We start from the raw sequence: 19,530 nt of genomic DNA, 5'->3' as shown, positions 1-19,530 counted from the left end.
TCATGCGCTCCATGCCTGCAGGTGCAGATGCACCTCTGCCAGTGACGGCCGTTGCTGGCTGTCCGGCTGCACGCAAAGTGTCTGCAGCGCTTGCAGGCCGTCGATGACGTCCTGATCTTGCGGCGCTGCATCGCAACGCTCCAGCAACTCCCCGAGCAAAATACCGAAAGCCCGTGCTTCGATGCGCTCCAGCGCCTGGCCTGCGCCTGCCGACGGGTGAAATGACGCCGCGCCGAAGTCACTCAGCAGGCAGTCGCCATCGGCTTGCCAGAGAATGTTGTGGCCATACAAATCGCCGTGGGTGATGCCATTGGCGTGCAGGTGCGCGGTAACCGCAGCAATACCGGTGGCCAGGCGCAATAACACCGGCAGCGAAAAGCGCGCATCGCTGGCATAGACGTCGCGGCTGCAGGACTCCAGGCTGGGCGCGCCGGCAAGGTTGGTGAAGTCGGGTGCGATCAGCTCCATGACCAGACCGTTTTGCTGAGCGGGATGCCCGGTGATCTGTCCAATCACCTCGATCAGGTGCTGGTGACGCCCTGCCGCGATGCAGGCGGCCATTTCATTGAGCGGCGAGCCGTCGCTGGTGACGCTGCCCTTGTATAGCTTGACCGCTACCGTTCGTTCGTCGTCTTCGTTGCGCCAGACCGCCTGTTGAATGACCCCGGACGCGCCTTCGCCCAAGCGCTGCCCGATGCGCAATTGTTGCCACGCAATCGGGCGGATCGGCTCGGCCAGGTGCTCGGCGCACAGCGGGTTATCGGCATACGCGAGCCAGGCCAGGGCGGGCAGGCTCAGCAGCCATGCTGGCAGTTCGGTCAAGCGGTTGGCAGCGATGCGCAGCAGCTCGAGCCTGTGGCAATCAGCGAGGGTGGAGGGCAGGCTGCGCAACCGGTTGCCGGCCAGCATCAGCTTTTGCAGGTCAGGACGGCGGCCCAGTTCATCGGGCAGGTACTCGATTCGGTTGTCGGTGAGGATCAGCCAGCGCAGGCGTGGCGGCAACGCTGCGGCGCTGACCTGTTCGATGCGATTGGCCTTGAAGCCGACAATGCGCAACTGCTGACACCGGCCGATGCTTTCGGGCAAATGGGTGAACGGGTTGTCCGACGCAAACAACACGCGCAGATGCGTCAGGCGACACAAGTCGTCGGGCAGGGACGTCAGTGAATTGCCGCTGAGGTTCAGCACCTCCAGGGTGTCCGCCAGCTCGAATATCTCGGCCGGGAATTCGCTCAGACCACACGAGAGGTCGAGCCGTTTGATGCCTGCCAGCTTGCCGGCGCGTAGGTCTGCGAGGGTATGCATGAATAGATTCGGTCGTTGATCGGACAAGGCGCGCATCATAACGGGAGTTTCAGGCATTGGCTGCTGCCATGTGGCTTCAGCCCAGGCAGCGGTTTACCCATTGGTGTACACGTTCCAGTGTCGGCGCGGCTTCGGAATACAGAATCCGGTAGATCATCGGTGCAACGATGGCGTCGATCAGATCGTCCGCAGTCGGTGAGGCTTCGCCACGCTCTGTGGCGCGGTCAATCATGATCTGCAATTGCTCACGGACCATTGCCGCGCACTTGCCCACACAGCCCGAGGTGCTGGCGGCCACATCGCGCATCAGCGCCCGACCTGGTGCCGAGGACATTTCGTCCAGATACATCTCGCTCCAGCTCAACAGGTCCTGACGCAGGCTGCCTTGATCAATCGGCGTATCGGGACGCAGGCGCTCGATGGCGGCGTCGGCCAGCAACGTGGTCAAATCGCCCCAGCGGCGGTAGATGGTTGACGGCGTGACGCCGGCCTGAGCCGCAATCATGGGCACGCTGAGCGCCGCGCGATCATGCGCTTCGAGTAAGTCCCGAACGGCGCGGTGAATGGATTCCTGCACCCGGGCGCTGCGGCCTCCGGTGCGTACTGCTTCTTTGATAGCCATGCGGCGGACCTTAACACAAAGTATTTGCTTTAAGCTGGGTGCAGTCGCACACTCCGCAAAAGCTAATTTATGGCTTTAGCAGGTTGCATCAACGGAGAGTGCCTTCATGTCCCGTTCGTTATCCCATCAGGCTTCATGCGGCCCGGAACATGAAACAGTGACGGCGCGAAGCCATCTCGGGTTTCTGGCTTTCACCACGCTGTGCTTTTTTGCTGCGTCCAGTACGCCCACACCGCTTTATCACCTGTACCAGGAGGCGTGGGGGTTTTCTGCCAGCGTGCTCACCCTGATTTTTGCAGTGTATGCGTTCAGTTTGCTGGCTGCCTTGCTGATGGGCGGCTCGCTGTCTGATTACCTGGGGCGACGCCCGGTGATTTTCGGCGCACTGCTGTTGCAAATCGTCTCGATGCTGCTGTTCATTTTCGCCCGCGACGTGACCTGGCTGGTGGCGGCGCGCCTGCTACAGGGGGTTGCGACGGGTCTTGCGGCCAGTGCTTTGGGGGCTGCGTTGCTGGACAGCGATCAAGCCAAAGGCCCGTTGATCAACAGTATTTCGCCCATGCTCGGCATGGCGGTCGGCGCACTCGGGACTGCTTTACTGGTGCAATGGGCGCCGCTGCCCTTGATGCTCGCTTACTGTTTTCTGCTGGCCGCTTTCGTCATTCAGGCGATTTATCTCGGGTGGGTCGCAGAAACCGTCAGCCGCCAGCCGGGCGTCTGGCAATCCCTCAAGCCGTCGCTGCACGTGCCGCAACAGGCGCGGCGTATGTTGTGGCTGGTGCTGCCGGTGGACATTGCGGCATGGGCGCTCGGCGGCTTCTTTCTGTCCTTGAGCCCATCCCTGCTGGCAGCGGCGACCGGTTCGACCTCGCCGCTCAATGGCGGGCTGGCTGTTGCGGCGCTGACACTCAGCGGCGCGCTGGCGATTCTCACCCTGCGTCAACGTGAGCCGGTGCTGGGGCTGTGGGTGGGCGCGAGCTTTCTGCCGCTTGGTGTGGCGGTGATTCTGCTGGCGGTCAATCTGGGGGCGCTGTGGCTGTTTTTCGTCGGTGCCGTGGTGGCGGGGATCGGCTTTGGCTCAAGCTTTCTCGGTGCATTGCGTATGCTCATGCCGCTGGCACATGCCCATGAGCGGGCAGGGCTGATGTCGGCGTTTCTGGTGCTCAGTTACCTGGCGTTTTGCATACCCGCACTGATCGCCGGGTACTTTGCTCATTCGGTGGGGCTGGTGATGACCAGTAATGTCTACGGCGCGGTGGTGATCACCCTGGCGTTGATCGCGCTGGCGGGGTTGATCGTACGTCGTGCAGCGGGCGGAAAAAAGAATGCCCACCTTCCCCCAGCCAGGTAAGTGGGCGCTTCGGGCGGCTTGAGACACTGTGGATCAGCGCAGTTCTTCAACCATCTGCGCCAGCACGCTCAGCACATCCTTGGCCAGTTGCGCAGAGCGCTTGCCTGACCAGCCGGTGAGCGGGTCTGGTGCGTTGTCGTGATCCTTGAACGGCATCTCCAGGGTCAGCGCCAGGCATTTGTAGCGTTCGCCGATGGCGTTGGCCGCCAGGTTCATGTTGGCCTGGCCGGGCGCGCTGCGCGGGTATCCGTAAACCGTCTGGAAATCGACAGTGACTTCGCTCAGACGGCTGCGAAAGCGCTCTTCGAGCTGCCGCTGATGTGCGGTGTAGCCCGGATTGCCTTCACAGGCGGCGGTGAATACGTGAGGTATTTCTTCATCGCCGTGGACGTCGAGAAACATGTCAACGCCATATTTTTCCATCTGCTGCCTGACGAACAGGACTTCCGGGCTCTGCGCTTCGGTGCTGTCCTGCCAGGCGCGGTTGAGGTCCTTGCCGGCTGCGTTGGTGCGCAAATGACCGTGGAATGCGCCGTCCGGGTTCATGTTGGGCACCAGATAGAGGTCGGCACTGGCCAGCAATTGCTGCAGCGCAGTGTCGTCTTTTTGCTGCAGGCGCTCGATCACGCCTTCCATGAACCATTCTGCCATGTGCTCGCCGGGATGTTGCTGGGCGATGAACCAGATCTTGCGCTTGCCTTCGCTGCCATCGCCTTTGCGCAGCAACTGAACGTCGCGGCCTTCGATGCTTTTGCCGGTCGCCAGCAGCTGCATGCCGGCGTTTGCCTGCGCCTGCTCAATCAGCCTGTCATGACGCTCGCGGCTGTAGGGTTCGAAATAGGCAAACCAGACCTGCGCTTGATCGGCCACAAGGCTGAAATTCAGCGCCTTGCCGTCGAAACCCGACGGCACGCGAAACCAGTGTTTGTGATCATAAGAGGCCACGGCGTTGTAGCCGCTCCAGGCACTGTTGAAGGTGGACTCGCTGGCGTTGCTCAGGCTCAAGCCATAGGTTTGACCCACGTTGAGGCCGTCGACCTTGAAATGAAACCATTGAAAGTGCGCGCTTTGCGTGTCGGGCCTGATTGCCAGCTTGATATGGGCCGGGTCGCTGCTGTCCAGCACCTGAATATTGCCGCTGTCGAAGTCCGAGCTGATCGTGAGAGTCAAGAGGGTGCCTGCGTCTGTAAATGCCTGGTCAGGCCGCTACTGTACACCGATCGACATCAGGCTCTGCGACGTAAAATTCATGTGCCGCGACGTTAACGTCATTGCGACGCTCATCCGCTTTTCAGGAGATGACTTCGGCCGTGACCATCAGGCTGCAGATGAATGCCGTGAGCAGGCACCAGGCCAGATAAACCCTGCGCTTGCGCCGATGCCAGCCGCTGGCGCCAAGCAGTGCGGCAGGTGCCTGTAACAGACGCCAGACGCGCTCGCTGTTCTGAAACGCCGAGAGGTGTGCTGCATCGGCATCGAGCCAGTGACGAAACTCGATCCGCTCGCTGGCCGTGGCAGTGGGGCTTTGCAGGTGCACGTACCAGCGGTTGGCCTGATCCTGAATGGCACGGGCGTCGTCGGTGGTTTGGCGATGGGTTTTGCCCAATGCCCTGAGCATGGCGCGTTCTACCCGAGTGACGTCTACGTCCATGAAGCGCGCGATATCGGCGTACGGCAGGCCGTCGAGTCGGCTCAGCAGGAATATCTGCCGGGTCCGGCGCGACAGTTTGCCCAGTTGCTGGCCAAGTTCGATCGACTCAGGCGTCGGCTGCGCATCAGGCAGTCGGGCGGGCAGGTGCAGTAAGGACGAGAGCTGATTACTCATGGCGTATCGCTCGCTGATCTTCCATGGGGGATTCTTCCTTGAGCTGACAGAGGTAATCCGTGATGAGAATAGACTATTGAATACGAGAATCATTCTCAAGTGAAAAATTGCAGCATTTACGTTTTATGTGCTGATTCCAGCCGGTTTCAGCCGGAAAACATGACCTTGATCAAGGTTGTTTTGCTATGATCCGCGCCATCGCTGAACACACGTATGTGCAGCACCCACACTTCATTAGCCTGAAGTAGCGGAAACCAAAAGAACGAACCAAAAAAAGACCCGGAAAAAATCCGGGTCAAAAACCGTGATTAGCCTGATGAGGAGATAATCCGGAAGCCGACCTAAGACTTCCAGGTTATCCAGCGGTTCTCGCGAACCGCTGACGCAATAATAATCATTATCATTTGAAAATCAAATGTTTTTATTGCCCTCATCGAAATAAATAATCCGCCAGCGCTCGTCTGGCGGATTGTTCCCCCTCCCGGCAACATTCCCCGTTTCTGACGCAGCCTAATCCAGCGGCAGCTCTGTGGTGCGTTTCACCGTGCTCATGGCGATATTCGAATGCGCCTCGTGCACGTGGGGCAATTGCAGCAGGTGGTCGCGCAGAAAGCGCTCATAGCTGGCGATGTCCTGAGCCACCACCTTGAGCATGAAGTCCATCCCGCCCGCCATCGTGTAGCACTCCAGCACCTCGGGGTGGCCTATGATCGCCTCTTCGAATTCGGCCAGATAACGCCGGCCATGCCCCGACAGCTTGACCTCGACGAAGACGGTCATGCTCAGGCCGAGTTTTTGCGTGCTGAGCAGGGCGACCGTGCGCTCGATCACGCCGTCTTCCTGCAGCCGATGAATACGCCTCCAGCAGGGTGATTGCGACAGCTCTACACGTTCGGCGATTTCTGCCGCCGAGAGGCTGGCGTCATGTTGCAGCAGGCGAAGAATCCTGCGATCGATGGGGCTCAATTTAAGCTGCATGAATTGACCTTGTTTTTTGTTATGGCCGAAAAAATCATGCTCAATATCAGCAGATTTGCACGCATTTAGAAAGAAAAAGCCGCGTTGCTACAGGCAGTCTAGTGCCAAGGCTGCCGGGCTGGACCGTCCCGGCGCAAAGGCCTGACGCCTAATAAGAACAAGACAAGAACGAGAGAGGTGCGCGCATGTCCCTGGCTGATATTCGTCTGGATGATAAATACCGGCTTGCCACCGGCAATCTGTACCTGACCGGCACCCAGGCGCTTACCCGCCTGCCGATGCTGCAAAAGCAGCGCGATGAAGCGCAGGGCCTGAACACGGCGGGCTTCATTTCCGGCTATCGCGGCTCGCCGCTGGGCAATCTGGATAAAAGCCTCTGGGATGCCAAGGACTACTTGCAACAGAACGCCATCCATTTCCAGCCGGGTATCAACGAAGAACTGGCGGCCACGGCCGTTTGGGGCAGCCAGCAGGTCAATCTCTTTCCCCACGGCAAGTACGACGGCGTGTTTGCGCTGTGGTATGGCAAAGGTCCGGGGGTGGATCGCTGCGGTGATGTGTTCAAACACGGCAACTCGGCCGGGGTCGCGCCCAAAGGCGGCGTGTTGATTCTTGCGGGCGATGACCATGGCTGCAAATCCTCGACCATCGCCCACCAGAGCGAACACGCGTTCATCGCGTCGATGATCCCTGTGCTCAACCCGAGCAACGTTCAGGAAATTCTCGACTACGGCATTATCGGCTGGGAGCTGTCGCGCTACAGCGGGTGCTGGGTGGCGATGAAAACCATTGCCGAAAACGTCGATTCGTCTGCTGTCGTCGAAGTCGATCCGCTGCGCATCAAGACGCACATCCCGGAAGACTTCGTGCTGCCAGAAGGCGGCCTGCATATCCGCTGGCCTGACCCACCGCTGGCCCAGGAAGCGCGGCTCAATACGTACAAGATTTATGCCGCAAGAGCTTTCGCCCGCGCCAATCAGCTCAATAAGGTGGTCATCGATTCTGCGCAACCGCGGCTGGGCATCATCACCACCGGCAAATCTTATCTCGACGTGCGTCAGGCGCTGGAAGAGCTGGGTATCGATCAGGAGCTGTGCGACAAGGTGGGCATTCGTGTGCTCAAGGTCGGCATGAGCTGGCCACTTGAACCCGTGTCGGTGCATGACTTTGCCGAGGGGCTGGATGAGATTCTGGTGGTCGAGGAAAAACGCAGCGTCATCGAAGACCAACTGACCGGCCAGCTTTATAACTGGCCGGTGGATCGTCGTCCGGTGGTGGTCGGCGAGTTCGATGAGCAAGGCCGTTCGCTGTTGCCGAACCTCAGCGAGCTGACGCCGGCAATGATCGCCAGGGTCATCGCCAAACGTCTGGCGCCGTTCTACAGCAGCCCGCAGATCGAAGCACGCCTGCAATTTCTCAGCGACAAGGAAAGGGCGCTTCAGGCGCCGCTGTTCAATACCTTGCGCACCCCGCATTTTTGCTCCGGCTGCCCGCACAACACCTCGACCCGAGTGCCGGAGGGCAGTCGTGCCCTGGCCGGGATCGGCTGCCACTACATGACCATCTGGATGGACCGCGAAACCGAGACCTTCACGCAGATGGGCGGCGAGGGCGTGACCTGGATCGGCCAGGCGCCCTTCACTGAAACCCCCCACGTGTTCCAAAACCTCGGCGACGGCACCTATTTTCACTCCGGGCACCTGGCGTTGCGTGCGGCGGTGGCCTCCAAGGTCAACATTACTTACAAGATTCTCTACAACGATGCGGTGGCCATGACGGGCGGTCAGCCTATAGACGGCGTGCTGCGCGTCGATCAGTTGAGCCGCCAGGTGTTCAACGAGGGCGTACAGCGTATTGCACTGGTCTCCGACGAGCCGGACAAATACCCGAGCCGGAAAGATTTCGCTTCAATTACCACCTTTCATCACCGACGCGACCTGGACAGCGTGCAACGCGAACTGCGTGAGTTCAAAGGGGTTTCGGTGATCATCTACGACCAGACCTGCGCGACTGAAAAGCGTCGCCGGCGCAAACGCGGCACCCTGCCCGATCTGGAAAAACGCGCGTTGATCAACCCGGCCGTGTGCGAAGGCTGTGGTGATTGCGGGGTCAAATCCGGTTGTTTGTCGGTGCTGCCCAAGGAAACCGCTCAGGGCCGCAAGCGGGAAATTGACCAGAGTGCCTGCAACAAGGATTTCAGCTGCATCGAGGGTTTCTGCCCGAGTTTCGTCACCGTGCATGGCGGCAAATTGCGTAAGCCTGTGGTGCCCAAACAGGTCGAGGCATTCGCGCGTCTGCCGGAGCCTGTGCTGCCATCGCTGGAGCGGCCGTTCAACATTCTGCTGCCCGGCGTCGGCGGGACTGGCGTGACCACGGTCGGGGCGATGCTCGGTTATGCCGCTAATCTGGAAGGCAAGGGCTGCAGCGTGCTGGACCAGGCCGGGCTGGCGCAAAAGTTCGGTCCGGTGGTCAGCCATATCCGCATTGCTGCGCGTCAGGAAGACCTGTTCGCGGTGCGCATTGCCTCCGGTGAGGCGCACCTGTTGCTGGGTTGCGATCTGCTGGTTGCCGCAGGCCCCGATGCAATCGCCAAGCTCGACAGCAAAATTTCCCATGCGGTGATCAACAGTCAGCAAACGCCAACCGCTGAATTCACACGCAACCCGGATGCCGTTTTCCCGGCCGAGGCGATGAAGCAGACTATTATTGATGCCGTCGGTGCCGATAAGACTCATTTTGTCGAAGCCACTTCGTTGGCAACCCGTTTGATGGGCGACAGCATTGCCAGCAACCTGTTCATGCTCGGTTATGCGTTTCAACTGGGCCTGATTCCCCTGACTTCGGCGGCCATCGAAAAGGCGATCGAGCTCAATGGCGTGGCAGTCAACCTCAATCAGCAGGCGTTTCTCTGGGGGCGTCGCACGGCGCATGACCCTGCCGCCGTCGAGGCGTTCGTCAACCCGCAACCGCAGGTCAGCGAGCCGCAGCAGATGGATCTCGATCAACGCATTCAAAGCAACGTTGCCGCCTTGACGCAGTACCAGAACAGCGCGTACGCCGAGCGTTATCTGGGGCTGGTACAACGGGTACAGGAGGCGGAATCACGAGTGTTTCCCGGTCAGCAGCCGACGCTGACCGAAGCTGTGGCCTTCAACTACTTCAAGCTACTGGCTTACAAGGACGAATACGAGGTGGCGCGGCTGTACAGCAACGGCGACTTCACCCGCCAGCTGGAGGCGCAGTTCGAGGGTGATTATCGACTGGAGTTTCACCTGGCACCGTCCTGGCTGGCCAAGCGTGACCCGCACAACGGTCAACCGCGCAAACGCAGTTTCGGGCCGTGGATGCTGCGCGCGTTCGATGTGCTGGCGACATTCAAATTCCTCCGTGGCACAGCGTTCGACCCGTTCGGTCGCAGCCTGGAGCGCAAGCAGGAGAGGGCGCTGATTGATCGTTATGTTGGCGATGTCGAAGTTATCCTGCAGCATCTCCAGACGCAGAGCCGCCATACGGCGCTGAGCCTGGCACGCCTGCCGGAAAAGATTCGCGGTTATGGTCACATCAAAGAAGCCGCCATGAAGGCTGCTGCATTGCAGGCCGAGATCCTGCGCAAAAGCCTGGAGAGCGGCGAGGTGCTAGCGCCGAAGTTGTATGAGGTGGCTGCTTGATCAGGTAAGCGATGTGAGTGCCTGAGCGCGAGCCGGGCGACGCTTCGCTTGCTCGCGAAGGCTGACGATCGGTGATCAGTAGATCTCAGAGGCTGCACCGGCCCCTTCGTGAGTAACGCGGATCGGCCGCCCCGGCCACTCACACAAACGGCGAGCCTGCGAACGAGCGTTACTTGGGCCTGAACAGGTGCGCATGCCCGGCCCGGTACAGCGAGGATTCGCCAAATGTGTCGGCGGCCAGTACGCGGCCGACGAGGATCAGTGCGGTGCGGCGAAAGCCTTTGGCTCGCACTTTTTCCTCTATGTCTGCCAGCGTACCTATTGCCCAGTCCTGATCCGGCCAACTGGCGCGGTGTACCACGGCAATCGGGCAGTCGGTGCCATAATGCGGGGTCAGCTCTTCGACGATTCTGTGCAGGTTATTCACGCCCAGATGAATCGCCATGGTCGCCCGGTGGCTTGCCAGGCTGGCGAGTTCTTCGCCGCTCGGCATTGAGGTCTTGTCGGCGTAGCGGGTCAGAATCACGCTTTGCGAAATATCCGGCAGCGTCAGCTCCACGCCCAGTAACGCAGCGCAGGCGGCCGTCGCAGTTACTCCCGGAATGATTTCAAAGGGGATATTCAGTTCACGCAAATGGCGGATCTGCTCGCCAATGGCACCGTACAGGCTCGGGTCGCCGGAATGTACACGAGCAACATCCTGGCCTTGCGCATGAGCGGTCTTGATCAAATCAATTATTTGCTCCAGATGCAGTTCCGCGCTGTTGGTCACCTGCACCGCCTGGTGGCCTTCCAGCACGGCGAGCGGCACCAGCGAACCTGCATAGATAATGACCGGACAGGTGCGGATCAGGCGCTGCCCCTTGACGGTGATCAACTCGGGATCGCCAGGGCCTGCGCCGATGAAATAGACAGTCAATGGAAACTCCGGGGTCAATGAGCGCGGCGCGATTATCCGCCCACAGCCGGGCTGGACGCCAAGGCAAATGTCATTTGAGTGGTTTTTTGCCGCTCTATCAGCAGCCGCGCCGTACCGTCGCCCAGCTGCGCGGCGAGGGCCAGTGCCGATCCTTCGGCGACACCGTGACAGCCTGTGGTCTGAAAGACTTGCGCGGAGCGGTGGGTCAGGTGCAGCTCCCAGGCCACCAGTTGCGCGGCGTTGAAAAATACCAGCGGCACAGCCAGTTGCGCCGCCAGTGCAAGCAGGCCCGGTTCCTTGTCTTTCAGATCGATTGAGGCCAGCGCGGTGATGCTTCCCAGGTCCAGCTCCAGCGCTCGAAGCCTGTTCTCGATCAGCTCGCGCAACGCGGCCGCCGAACAACCGCGTCGACAGCCCAGCCCGACTACCAGAGGCGTGCCGGGGCGGAGGGTCGAGTGCTCAGGCCTGATGCGGTCAGGCATGGTTTGCGTGGGCATTATCTGTGTGAACATTGCTTCTGCGAAACAGCCAGGCGCTGATCAGGCCCAGTGCAACCCAGAACAGCGCGTTGGTCAGCAGCGAAGCGACCCTGAACTGCGACTCCAGCGCTTCAGGCGCAAGGCTTTCATGAATCAGCGGTTGCGGTGCGCCGATCACATGCGGCACCACCAGAATCGCCGCGCCCAGCACTTTGAGCAGCCAGTTCTGACCAAACACCAGCAAGGCCAGCCCGGCAGCGGTGGACGCTGCGGTACCGATCCACCAAAGCTGGCGCTGGCTCAGTTCTGCGGCAGCGGTGCCCGGCAGCTCAGGCGGCAGCCCCAGGGTCGGCGCCAGCACGAACACGGCAAAACCGGCCAGCCCCCACCACGCGCCCTGTGCCGTGCGGCCCGGTGCGCGCAGGGTGTAAAGCCCGGCCAGCATCAGGGCAAAACCGACGGCGACCACCAGGTTGCCACCGGTGGTGGACAGCACGCGCTGCCAGCCGTCTTCCGGCTCCCACGCTGCTTCGTCATGCGCGTGGCTGTGTTCAGCCACGGCACCGTCGGCATGCTCGTGAACGTGTTCGGCAGGTGCTTTCTCGTAGGTTTCTGCCTGCTGGATCAGCGGGACGACCCAGAAGCTTTGCAGCAAGGTCAGCAGCAGGGCGGCCAACAGCCCGGTAAACCCTGCGGTCTGTGCGATTCGCTTGAACATTGTGTTGTCCTCAATGACGCTCAATGGCAAGGAAAGGCAGCGCTGTGACGGGTGTCGTGTGCCGCATTGTGCACAGCGGCAATGTGCGAGAACCCGGCGAAGTACACAAGGCACGCGCCCAGCAGTGCAGCGCTGATGGCGGCGGTCAGGCGCTGGGTCTGGGTTGAGCTGGTAGCGGCCGTCTGGCTGCTGCTGATGGTGGACATGGCGTTCCCTCTTGAGTGTTGGCAAGTGGGCCATGCGCGCGCGAACCCGCTGACGAACGCCAGAGGTTTCAACTGCGCCCGCCCACCGCGGGTGTGTCATTGGAAAAATGTCGGGCCGGTCTCCGGGCTCGCGAGGGGCTTGAACACGTGTGCGTTCAGACCTTCAAGGTCACCTTCCCATGCCAGAGCACAGTGGATCAGACCTTCTCTCGCTTACCGTTGCGGGGGCAGCACCGGACTTGCTCAACAGGTTGAGCGCACCGGTTTCCCGTTTCACCCCGTGAGGGGCACCCGAAACAAGGTGCACAGGAGAGCATGGGCAGCGGGGCATCGTCAATCTGAACGATTGACCTGCCTGCGGTCACTGCGTAGCCTTGCCGGTTCGAGGTTCTTCATGTGTAAAGCGTTACGACATGAAGCTAAGACGGGAATGCGGTACATGCCGCAGCTGCCCCCGCAACTGTAAACGGTCATGTTCATTGCACAGCCACTGCTGCGGCGGGAAGGCGCTATGAATGTGTGTCGGCAAGGTGTTCAACGCCCGCCACACGCTGCCGTGAGCCAGGAGACCTGCCTCGAACCGGGCTGACAAAAAGCCTGCGAATTCTCACTACAACCGGGCGGGGTGATCCGGTGGCGATCCGATCCGTGTGCAGTGCACGTGGTTCTCGTCCTGTTTGCCCGCCGCATTGCCAAAGGGCACCTGATGAAAACACTGGCCAAGCTTCCCGTCACCATCGTTACCGGCTTCCTCGGCTCGGGCAAGACCACGCTGTTGCGGCACATGCTCGACAACGCCGAAGGGCGACGCATCGCGGTGATCGTCAACGAGTTTGGCGAGCTGGGCATCGACGGTGAAATCCTCAAGCAATGCACCATCGGCTGCACGGAAGAAGAAGCCAACGGCCGCGTCTACGAGTTGGCCAATGGCTGCCTGTGCTGCACGGTGCAGGAAGAGTTCTTCCCGGTCATGCGCGAACTGGTGGCCCGGCGTGGTGATCTGGACCACATCCTGATCGAAACCTCGGGGCTTGCCCTGCCCAAGCCGCTGGTGCAAGCCTTCCAGTGGCCGGAAATCCGCAACGCCTGCACGGTTGACGCCGTGATCACCGTGGTCGACAGCCCGGCCGTGTTGGCCGGTACATTTGCAGCCTTTCCGGATCAGGTCGATGCACAGCGCAAACTGGACCCCAACCTGGACCACGAATCGCCGCTGCACGAGCTGTTCGCCGACCAACTGGCCAGCGCCGATCTGGTGATCCTCAACAAGGCCGACATGATCGACGCCGAAGGGCTGGCCGCCGTGCGCGCTGAAGTCGCCGAAGAGCTGCCGCCTGCGGTCAAGGTGGTTGAAGCCAGCAGTGGTCGCCTGCCGATCAGTGTTCTGCTGGGCGTGGGTGCCGAGTCTGAACTGCACATCGACGCGCGCAAGACCCACCACGATCATCACGACGATGACGATCATGATGACCACGATCACGACGCGTTCGACTCAATTTCCCTGATATTGCCCCAGGCTGACGAGAAAGTGCTGCTCGATGCGCTGAATCAACTGGTCGTGCAACACGGCATTCTGCGTGTAAAAGGTTTTGCGGCAATTCCAGGCAAACCGATGCGCCTGCTGATCCAGGGTGTTGGCACGCGTTTCGACAAGCACTTCGACCGCGCCTGGCGTGCCGACGAAGAGCGCGCCACGCATCTGGTGCTGATCGGCCAGGAACTGGACGCCGTTGCGCTGCACGCTCAGCTCAACGCTGCGATTGCTGGCTGACCCATGCATTTACTGAGAACCCAGCCCGGCGGTTTCGTCCCGGATGACAGCATCGCCGACATGGGGCAAACCCCGGCCGAGCTGGTGATTCTCTGCAGCGGCGACTCCAGCCTGGCGCTGCTGGCCGAAGCCGCCCGGCAATTGCCCGAAGACTACCCCAGCCTGCGTCTGGCCAACCCGATGCAAGTGCAGAATCACGCCTCGGTCGACCTGTACGTCGATGAGGTGCTGCGCCACGCCAAAGTCATTCTGATTTCCCTGCACGGCGGCATCGGCTACTGGCGTTACGGCGTCGAGCGGCTCATGGAGCTGGCAGCGCGTGGCGTGCAGGTCATTCTGGTGCCGGGTGATGACCGTCCCGATCCCGAGCTGAGCGACCTGAGCACTGTGCCTGCTGCGCAGCGCGACCAGCTCTGGCAGTTCTTGCGTCAGGGCGGCATGCAGAATGCACTGGATTTGTTTCACTGCATGGCCAGCCAATGGCTGGGCCGCGATTACCCGTGGACTGAACCGCAACCGCTGCCGCGTACGGCTGTTTATCACCCGCGCCTTGCCAGTGCCCAGCTTGTCGATTGGCAGGCCGAATGGACGGCCGGGCAGCCGGTGGTGGCACTTTTGTTCTATCGCTCGCACCTGCAGGCGGCCAACACCGGCTTCATCGATGAATTCTGCGAGCGCCTGCAGGCGCAGGGCATCAATCCGTTGCCTATCGCCGTGGCCAGCCTCAAAGAGCCGGGCTGCTTCGTTCAGGTCGAAAACTGGCTGGATGAAGCTGACGTCGAGCTGATTCTCAACACCACCGGCTTTGCCCAATCGAGCCCGGAAGCGCCTCACCTGCGCCCGTTCCGGCGCAACGTGCCGGTGATTCAGGCGATCTGCGCGCAGGACAACCAGCCAGCCTGGCAGGCCAGCGAGCAGGGCCTGGGTGCCCGCGACCTGGCTATGCACATTGCCTTGCCTGAGCTGGACGGGCGGATCATCAGTCGGCCGATCAGCTTCAAGGACTTGGCCTGGCGCAGTGAACGCAGCCAGTCGGACGTGGTTTGCCATCGCGCGCACCCCGAGCGCATGGATTTTGTCGCGCAACTGGCGCGCCGCTGGATCGAACTGGCGCGCCTGCCCAATGCCGACAAACGTGTAGCACTTATCCTCGCCAACTACCCGACCCGCGACGGGCGAATCGGCAACGGCGTGGGCCTGGACACACCCGCTGCGACGCTGAACATTCTGCGTGCCATGCAGGCCGGGGGCTATCCCCTGGCGCAGTTACCGGACACCGGCACCGAACTGATCCAGCAACTGTTGGGTGGCGTTACCAACGACCTGGACAGCATTGACCTGCGACCTTGCCAGCAAAGCATGGCGCTGGATGAATACCTGTCGGCGTTCAACGAGCTGCCGGCCGAAAATCGCGACGCAGTGACTGCCCGTTGGGGCGCGCCGCATGCCGATCCCATGTTCCGCAGCGGCCGAATGATGATCGCCGGCCTGCGCTTTGGTCTGACCTTCGTCGGCATTCAACCGGCGCGTGGCTATCAGGTGGACCCCAGTGCGGTCTATCACGACCCGGACCTGGTGCCGCCGCACGGCTATCTGGCGTTCTACTTCTGGCTGCGCAAGGCCTATGGCGCGCATGCGGTAGTGCATGTCGGCAAGCACGGCAATCTGGAATGGCTGCCAGGCAAAGGCGTCGGGCTGTCGCAAACCTGCTGGCCGGATGCCGTGCTGGGCGCCATGCCCAATATCTATCCGTTCATCGTCAATGACCCGGGCGAGGGCGCTCAGGCCAAACGCCGCACGCAGGCGGTGATCATCGATCACCTGATGCCGCCGCTGACCCGTGCTGAAACCTACGGCCCGCTGCGCAATCTGGAGCTGCTCGCCGACGAGTTCTATGAAGCGCAACTGCTCGATCCGCGCCGGGCCCGCGAGCTGCAACGGGACATTCTCGAACTGGTCCGTGAAACTCGTATCGATCGTGAGCTGGCGCTGGACGACGCTACCGACAGCGACGCCGACGCAGCGGTCTGGCTGCCGCGTCTGGACACTTATCTGTGTGACTTGAAGGAATCGCAGATTCGCGACGGCCTGCACATTTTCGGCCAGTCACCGGAAGGTCGCCTGCGCACCGACACACTGCTGGCCCTGCTGCGCATCCCGCGTGGCGACGGGCGCGGGGCGCAATCGAGTCTGTTGCGGGCGCTGAGCAAGGCCTTTGCACTGGGCTTTGATCCGCTCGACTGCGAGCTGGCCGAGCCTTGGGCCGGCGAACGTCCTGCCACGCTGCTCGCGGTCAGCACAGACCCTTGGCGCACTGCCGGGGATGCCCGCGAACGGCTTGAGCTTTATGCTGCGGCGCTGATCGAGCGTGTGATGGCGGGTGAAGAGCTGTACGACGTACCAGTACACGATGACTTGGCGCTGATTCTTGACAACCTGCGCGAGGTGGTCGCGCCACGGCTGGACGCCTGCGGCCCCGGCGAAATGCAGGGCATGCTTGATGCGCTGAGCGGCCGCTTCGTACCGGCAGGCCCCAGCGGCGCACCCAGCCGCGGGCGACTGGACGTGCTGCCGACCGGGCGTAATTTCTTCAGCGTGGATGTACGCAATCTGCCGACTACCACGGCGTGGCGCATTGGTTTTCAGTCGGCAAACCTGTTGCTGGAGCGCCACCTCCAGGATCACGGCGATCACCTGCGCCAGCTGGGTTTGTCAGTCTGGGGCACGGCAACGATGCGCACTGGCGGTGACGACATTGCCCAAGCGATGGCACTGATGGGCGTCCGTCCGGTCTGGGCGACCGGCAGTCAGCGGGTCGATGACTTCGAGATCCTGCCGATCAGCCTGCTGGACCGCCCTCGGGTGGACGTTACCTTGCGGGTTTCCGGTTTCTTCCGTGACGCCTTCGCCAACCTCATCAAGCTGTTCGATGCCGCCGTGCAGGCCGTCGCGGCGCTGGATGAACCGGACGACATGAACCCGCTGGCGGCCAGAGTGCGCGAAGAGCGCCAGGGCTTTGTAGCCGAAGGGTTGAGCGAAGACGAAGCGGCACGGCAGGCGGGCTGGAGGATTTTCGGCGCCAAACCCGGTGCCTATGGCGCGGGCGTTCAAGGCGCAATTGACGGTCGCCTGTGGCAAAGCCGCGAGGACCTTGCCGAGGTCTATCTGAACTGGGGAGGTTATGCCTACGGCGCTGCTGATGAAGGCACCCCGGCCCGGCAGCGTTTCGCCCAGCGCCTGTCCCAGGTGCAGGCGGTGTTGCAGAATCAGGACAATCGCGAACACGACCTGCTCGATTCAAACGATTATTACCAGTTTCAGGGTGGCATGCTCGCAGCGTCCGAAAGCCTTAGTGGGCAGAAGACCGCCAGCTACCATGGCGATCACAGCCAGCCGGACCTGCCGAAAATCCGCACCCTCAAAGAGGAGCTGAACCGGGTGATACGCTCGCGTGCGGCAAATCCGAAATGGATCGAGGGGGTCAAGCGTCATGGCTACAAAGGCGCGTTCGAGATGGCCGCGACCGTGGACTTTCTGTTCGCCTTCGACGCCACCACCGAGCTGATCGACGATCATCAATATGCATTGCTCGCCGATGCCTATCTACTCGACCCGGCGACCCGCGATTTCATCGCACAACACAACCCCGATGCCCTGCGCGACATGACCGAGCGCATGCTCGAAGCCCAGCAGCGCGGCCTCTGGCAGGAGCCCGGCGAGTATCAGCAAGCGCTGGAAGACCTGCTGTTGGACATAGAAGAGAGTTGATGACCTTGCCTGATTCAAGCCTGAGCGACACTGCGCATTTCCCCTTGGCCGCCGTGGTCGGGGCCGACGACCTGAAACTGGCGCTGTGCCTGACCGCCATCGACCCGCGTATTGGCGGAGTATTGATCGAAGGCCCGCGTGGCATGGCCAAGTCGACCCTGGCGCGCGGTCTGGCTGATCTGTTGGCCAGCGGTCAGTTCGTCACCTTGCCGTTGGGCGCGACCGAAGAGCGTCTGGTCGGCACCCTGGACCTTGATGCCGCTCTAGCCGAGGGCCGCGCACGTTTTTCTCCGGGTGTACTGGCCAAAGCTGACGGCGGGGTGCTGTACGTCGATGAAGTCAACCTGCTCGCCGATCATCTGGTTGACCTGCTGCTGGACGTTGCCGCCAGTGGCGTCAATCTGGTCGAGCGCGACGGTATTTCCCATCGACACGCGGCGCGTTTCGTGCTGATTGGCACCATGAACCCGGAAGAGGGCGAGTTGCGCCCTCAATTGCTGGACCGTTTTGGCCTGAACGTGGCATTGAGCGGCCAGACACTGCCCGTCGAACGCAGCCAGATCATCCGCCGACGTCTGGATTTTGATGCTGATCCCCTGAGTTTCTGTCAGCACTGGCAGGCGCAGCAGGACGCCTTGAAGCAGCGTTGCGAGCAGGCGCGTCTGCTACTGCCGAGCATTGAGCTGGATGATCATTCGTTGGCGGTGATTACCGAGCGCTGCTTTGCAGCCGGGGTTGATGGCATGCGTGCAGACCTGGTCTGGCTAAGGGCTGCACGCGCTCATGCCGCCTGGCGTAGTGTTGGCCAGATCGACGAGCAGGACATCGAAGCCGTTGCTGAATTTGCCCTACGCCACAGGCGCCGCGACCCGGCTCCGCCGCCGCAGAATCAGCAAGCTGAGCCGCCTGAAACGTCTCCCAAGCCAGACAAGCCCGAGAGCGGGCAGGGCAATTGGGGCGAGTTACCCGCACAGGCGGTGGTTACCGGATCGCGCCGCGAAGTGCCGAGCTGGCCAAAAAAGCCCTAGGCATCCGCCCTCGCGCCAAACAGGGGGCGGATGCCATTCCCCGTCCCGGTCGATTGGCCAGCGGCAGGCAGGGTGCCGTCCGTGCGGGCGTTGATGGACCGGTGCAATGGCTGCCGACACTGCTGCGCGGTCGTCCGAAGAGCCGCAAGGATCTGGTTCACCAACCGCGCAGCAGTCGTCCGAGTGAATTGTTGCTGGTGGTGGTCGATGCCTCGGCCTCGACGCGTCGCCATCAGGCCTTGAGTCAGGCCAAAGGCCTGTTGTCACAGGTATTCGATGACGCCTATCGACGCCGCGCCCGTCTGGCATTGCTCACTGCCAGCGGCAGCACACCACGCTGGCAACATCAGGGCCTCAAGGCCTCGTCGGCCTTGAACCCATGGCTGGACGCATTGGGTGCGGGCGGCGGCACGCCATTGTCGGCGGCCCTGCAACAAGCCATGACCTGGCTGGAACAACGCCAAAAACGCCATCCCGCCGAACAGCAGCGAGTGCTGGTCATGACTGACGGCAGAATCAAACAACTGCCAACGCTGCCTGCCTTCAACTGCGCAAGCCTGCTGATTGACATCGAAAAAGGCCCGATCCGCCTGGGAAGGGCTCGGGAGCTGGCTGCAAGCCTGGGTGCTGATTACCGGCATATTGATGAGCTGAAGCTGGTTTGAAGGGGGTTTTTCACTGTCGTGGCCATGTGTTGGCATTCACCCGTGACACTATGCCGCACGGCGCACGATAGTCGTATCTTTGCCGCAGCGCAGCACAACGTCATGCCTGGCCCGCAGTCACTGCCTATAAACAAAAGCGCTTTTTTACCGCGATTGCACTGACGACGCAGAGTGCGACGTAAGTGACGGCTGAGTCCTGGCGCTGATCCGGGGGATGCGAGGCAGGA

The 19,530-nt window shown here is 61.5% G+C and carries 15 protein-coding genes and 2 riboswitches; of the genes, 6 read left to right on the top strand and 9 right to left on the bottom strand.

Annotated elements, in window-relative coordinates:
* Entirely contained in the window at positions 1–1,305 is a 1,305-nt protein-coding gene (locus QRN38_RS26800; RefSeq protein ID WP_010213743.1) for a leucine-rich repeat-containing protein kinase family protein, read from the bottom strand.
* A gap of 76 nt (positions 1,306–1,381) precedes the next feature.
* Positions 1,382–1,927 carry a TetR/AcrR family transcriptional regulator gene (locus tag QRN38_RS26795; RefSeq protein WP_005766294.1) on the bottom strand — a complete coding sequence of 182 codons (546 nt, stop codon included), beginning with the start codon at positions 1,925–1,927 and terminating at the stop codon, positions 1,382–1,384.
* Between the two features lie 106 nt (positions 1,928–2,033).
* Between QRN38_RS26795 and QRN38_RS26790 the strand changes: the two genes are divergently transcribed.
* Positions 2,034–3,278, top strand: coding sequence for an MFS transporter (locus QRN38_RS26790; protein ID WP_057417466.1), 1,245 nt, complete (start codon positions 2,034–2,036; stop codon positions 3,276–3,278).
* Positions 3,279–3,311: 33 nt separating this feature from the next.
* Here QRN38_RS26790 and QRN38_RS26785 read toward each other — a convergent pair whose 3' ends face one another.
* The 3 genes from QRN38_RS26785 to QRN38_RS26775 form a co-directional block, all read right to left on the bottom strand.
* A complete protein-coding gene (locus tag QRN38_RS26785; protein WP_057417465.1) occupies positions 3,312–4,448 on the bottom strand; it encodes a M14 family metallopeptidase in 1,137 nt (378 codons plus the stop codon).
* 121 nt (positions 4,449–4,569) lie between these two features.
* On the bottom strand, positions 4,570–5,103 hold the full coding sequence (locus QRN38_RS26780; protein ID WP_057417464.1) for a sigma factor-like helix-turn-helix DNA-binding protein: 534 nt from the start codon (positions 5,101–5,103) through the stop codon (positions 4,570–4,572).
* A 510-nt stretch (positions 5,104–5,613) separates the two neighbouring features.
* Complete coding sequence (locus tag QRN38_RS26775) at positions 5,614–6,081, bottom strand: Lrp/AsnC family transcriptional regulator (RefSeq protein WP_003380560.1); 468 nt, start codon at positions 6,079–6,081, stop codon at positions 5,614–5,616.
* Positions 6,082–6,266: 185 nt separating this feature from the next.
* On the opposite strand from QRN38_RS26775, the gene QRN38_RS26770 reads away from it, so the two are divergent.
* Positions 6,267–9,749 carry an indolepyruvate ferredoxin oxidoreductase family protein gene (locus QRN38_RS26770; protein ID WP_057417463.1) on the top strand — a complete coding sequence of 1,161 codons (3,483 nt, stop codon included), beginning with the start codon at positions 6,267–6,269 and terminating at the stop codon, positions 9,747–9,749.
* 169 nt (positions 9,750–9,918) lie between these two features.
* On the opposite strand, the gene cobM is transcribed toward QRN38_RS26770, so the two are convergent.
* From cobM to QRN38_RS26750, 4 genes are read right to left on the bottom strand one after another with little or no spacing between them, the layout of a single operon-like run.
* The gene (gene cobM / locus QRN38_RS26765; protein ID WP_044389939.1) at positions 9,919–10,668 is read right to left on the bottom strand and encodes a precorrin-4 C(11)-methyltransferase; all 750 of its coding nucleotides are present in this window, start codon (positions 10,666–10,668) and stop codon (positions 9,919–9,921) included.
* A 32-nt stretch (positions 10,669–10,700) separates the two neighbouring features.
* On the bottom strand, positions 10,701–11,150 hold the full coding sequence (locus QRN38_RS26760) for a cobalamin biosynthesis protein (protein WP_054090441.1): 450 nt from the start codon (positions 11,148–11,150) through the stop codon (positions 10,701–10,703).
* The gene (locus QRN38_RS26755) at positions 11,143–11,865 is read right to left on the bottom strand and encodes a CbtA family protein (RefSeq protein WP_057417462.1); all 723 of its coding nucleotides are present in this window, start codon (positions 11,863–11,865) and stop codon (positions 11,143–11,145) included. Before QRN38_RS26755 ends, QRN38_RS26760 begins: the two co-directional genes overlap by 8 nt.
* A 20-nt stretch (positions 11,866–11,885) precedes the next feature.
* Positions 11,886–12,071: a CbtB domain-containing protein gene (locus QRN38_RS26750; protein WP_005766274.1), complete on the bottom strand. Its 186-nt coding sequence runs from the start codon at positions 12,069–12,071 to the stop codon at positions 11,886–11,888.
* A gap of 96 nt (positions 12,072–12,167) precedes the next feature.
* Positions 12,168–12,381, bottom strand: a riboswitch (cobalamin riboswitch).
* 58 nt (positions 12,382–12,439) lie between these two features.
* A riboswitch (cobalamin riboswitch) is annotated at positions 12,440–12,663 on the top strand.
* Between the two features lie 114 nt (positions 12,664–12,777).
* On the opposite strand from QRN38_RS26750, the gene cobW reads away from it, so the two are divergent.
* From cobW to QRN38_RS26730, 4 genes are read left to right on the top strand one after another with little or no spacing between them, the layout of a single operon-like run.
* Positions 12,778–13,842 carry a cobalamin biosynthesis protein CobW gene (gene cobW, locus QRN38_RS26745; protein ID WP_057417480.1) on the top strand — a complete coding sequence of 355 codons (1,065 nt, stop codon included), beginning with the start codon at positions 12,778–12,780 and terminating at the stop codon, positions 13,840–13,842.
* 3 nt (positions 13,843–13,845) lie between these two features.
* Complete coding sequence (cobN, locus tag QRN38_RS26740; RefSeq protein ID WP_057417461.1) at positions 13,846–17,610, top strand: cobaltochelatase subunit CobN; 3,765 nt, start codon at positions 13,846–13,848, stop codon at positions 17,608–17,610.
* A gap of 20 nt (positions 17,611–17,630) precedes the next feature.
* The gene (locus QRN38_RS26735; RefSeq protein ID WP_046463319.1) at positions 17,631–18,638 is read left to right on the top strand and encodes a magnesium chelatase ATPase subunit I; all 1,008 of its coding nucleotides are present in this window, start codon (positions 17,631–17,633) and stop codon (positions 18,636–18,638) included.
* Between the two features lie 53 nt (positions 18,639–18,691).
* Positions 18,692–19,303, top strand: a complete 612-nt coding sequence (locus QRN38_RS26730) for a vWA domain-containing protein (protein ID WP_007245851.1) — start codon at positions 18,692–18,694, stop codon at positions 19,301–19,303.
* Positions 19,304–19,530 lie beyond the last annotated feature (227 nt).

Source organism: Pseudomonas sp. CFBP2511 (genome assembly GCF_030209255.1).
Taxonomy (GTDB): domain Bacteria; phylum Pseudomonadota; class Gammaproteobacteria; order Pseudomonadales; family Pseudomonadaceae; genus Aquipseudomonas; species Aquipseudomonas avellanae.
This window is presented reverse-complemented; position numbering and strand designations above follow the sequence as displayed.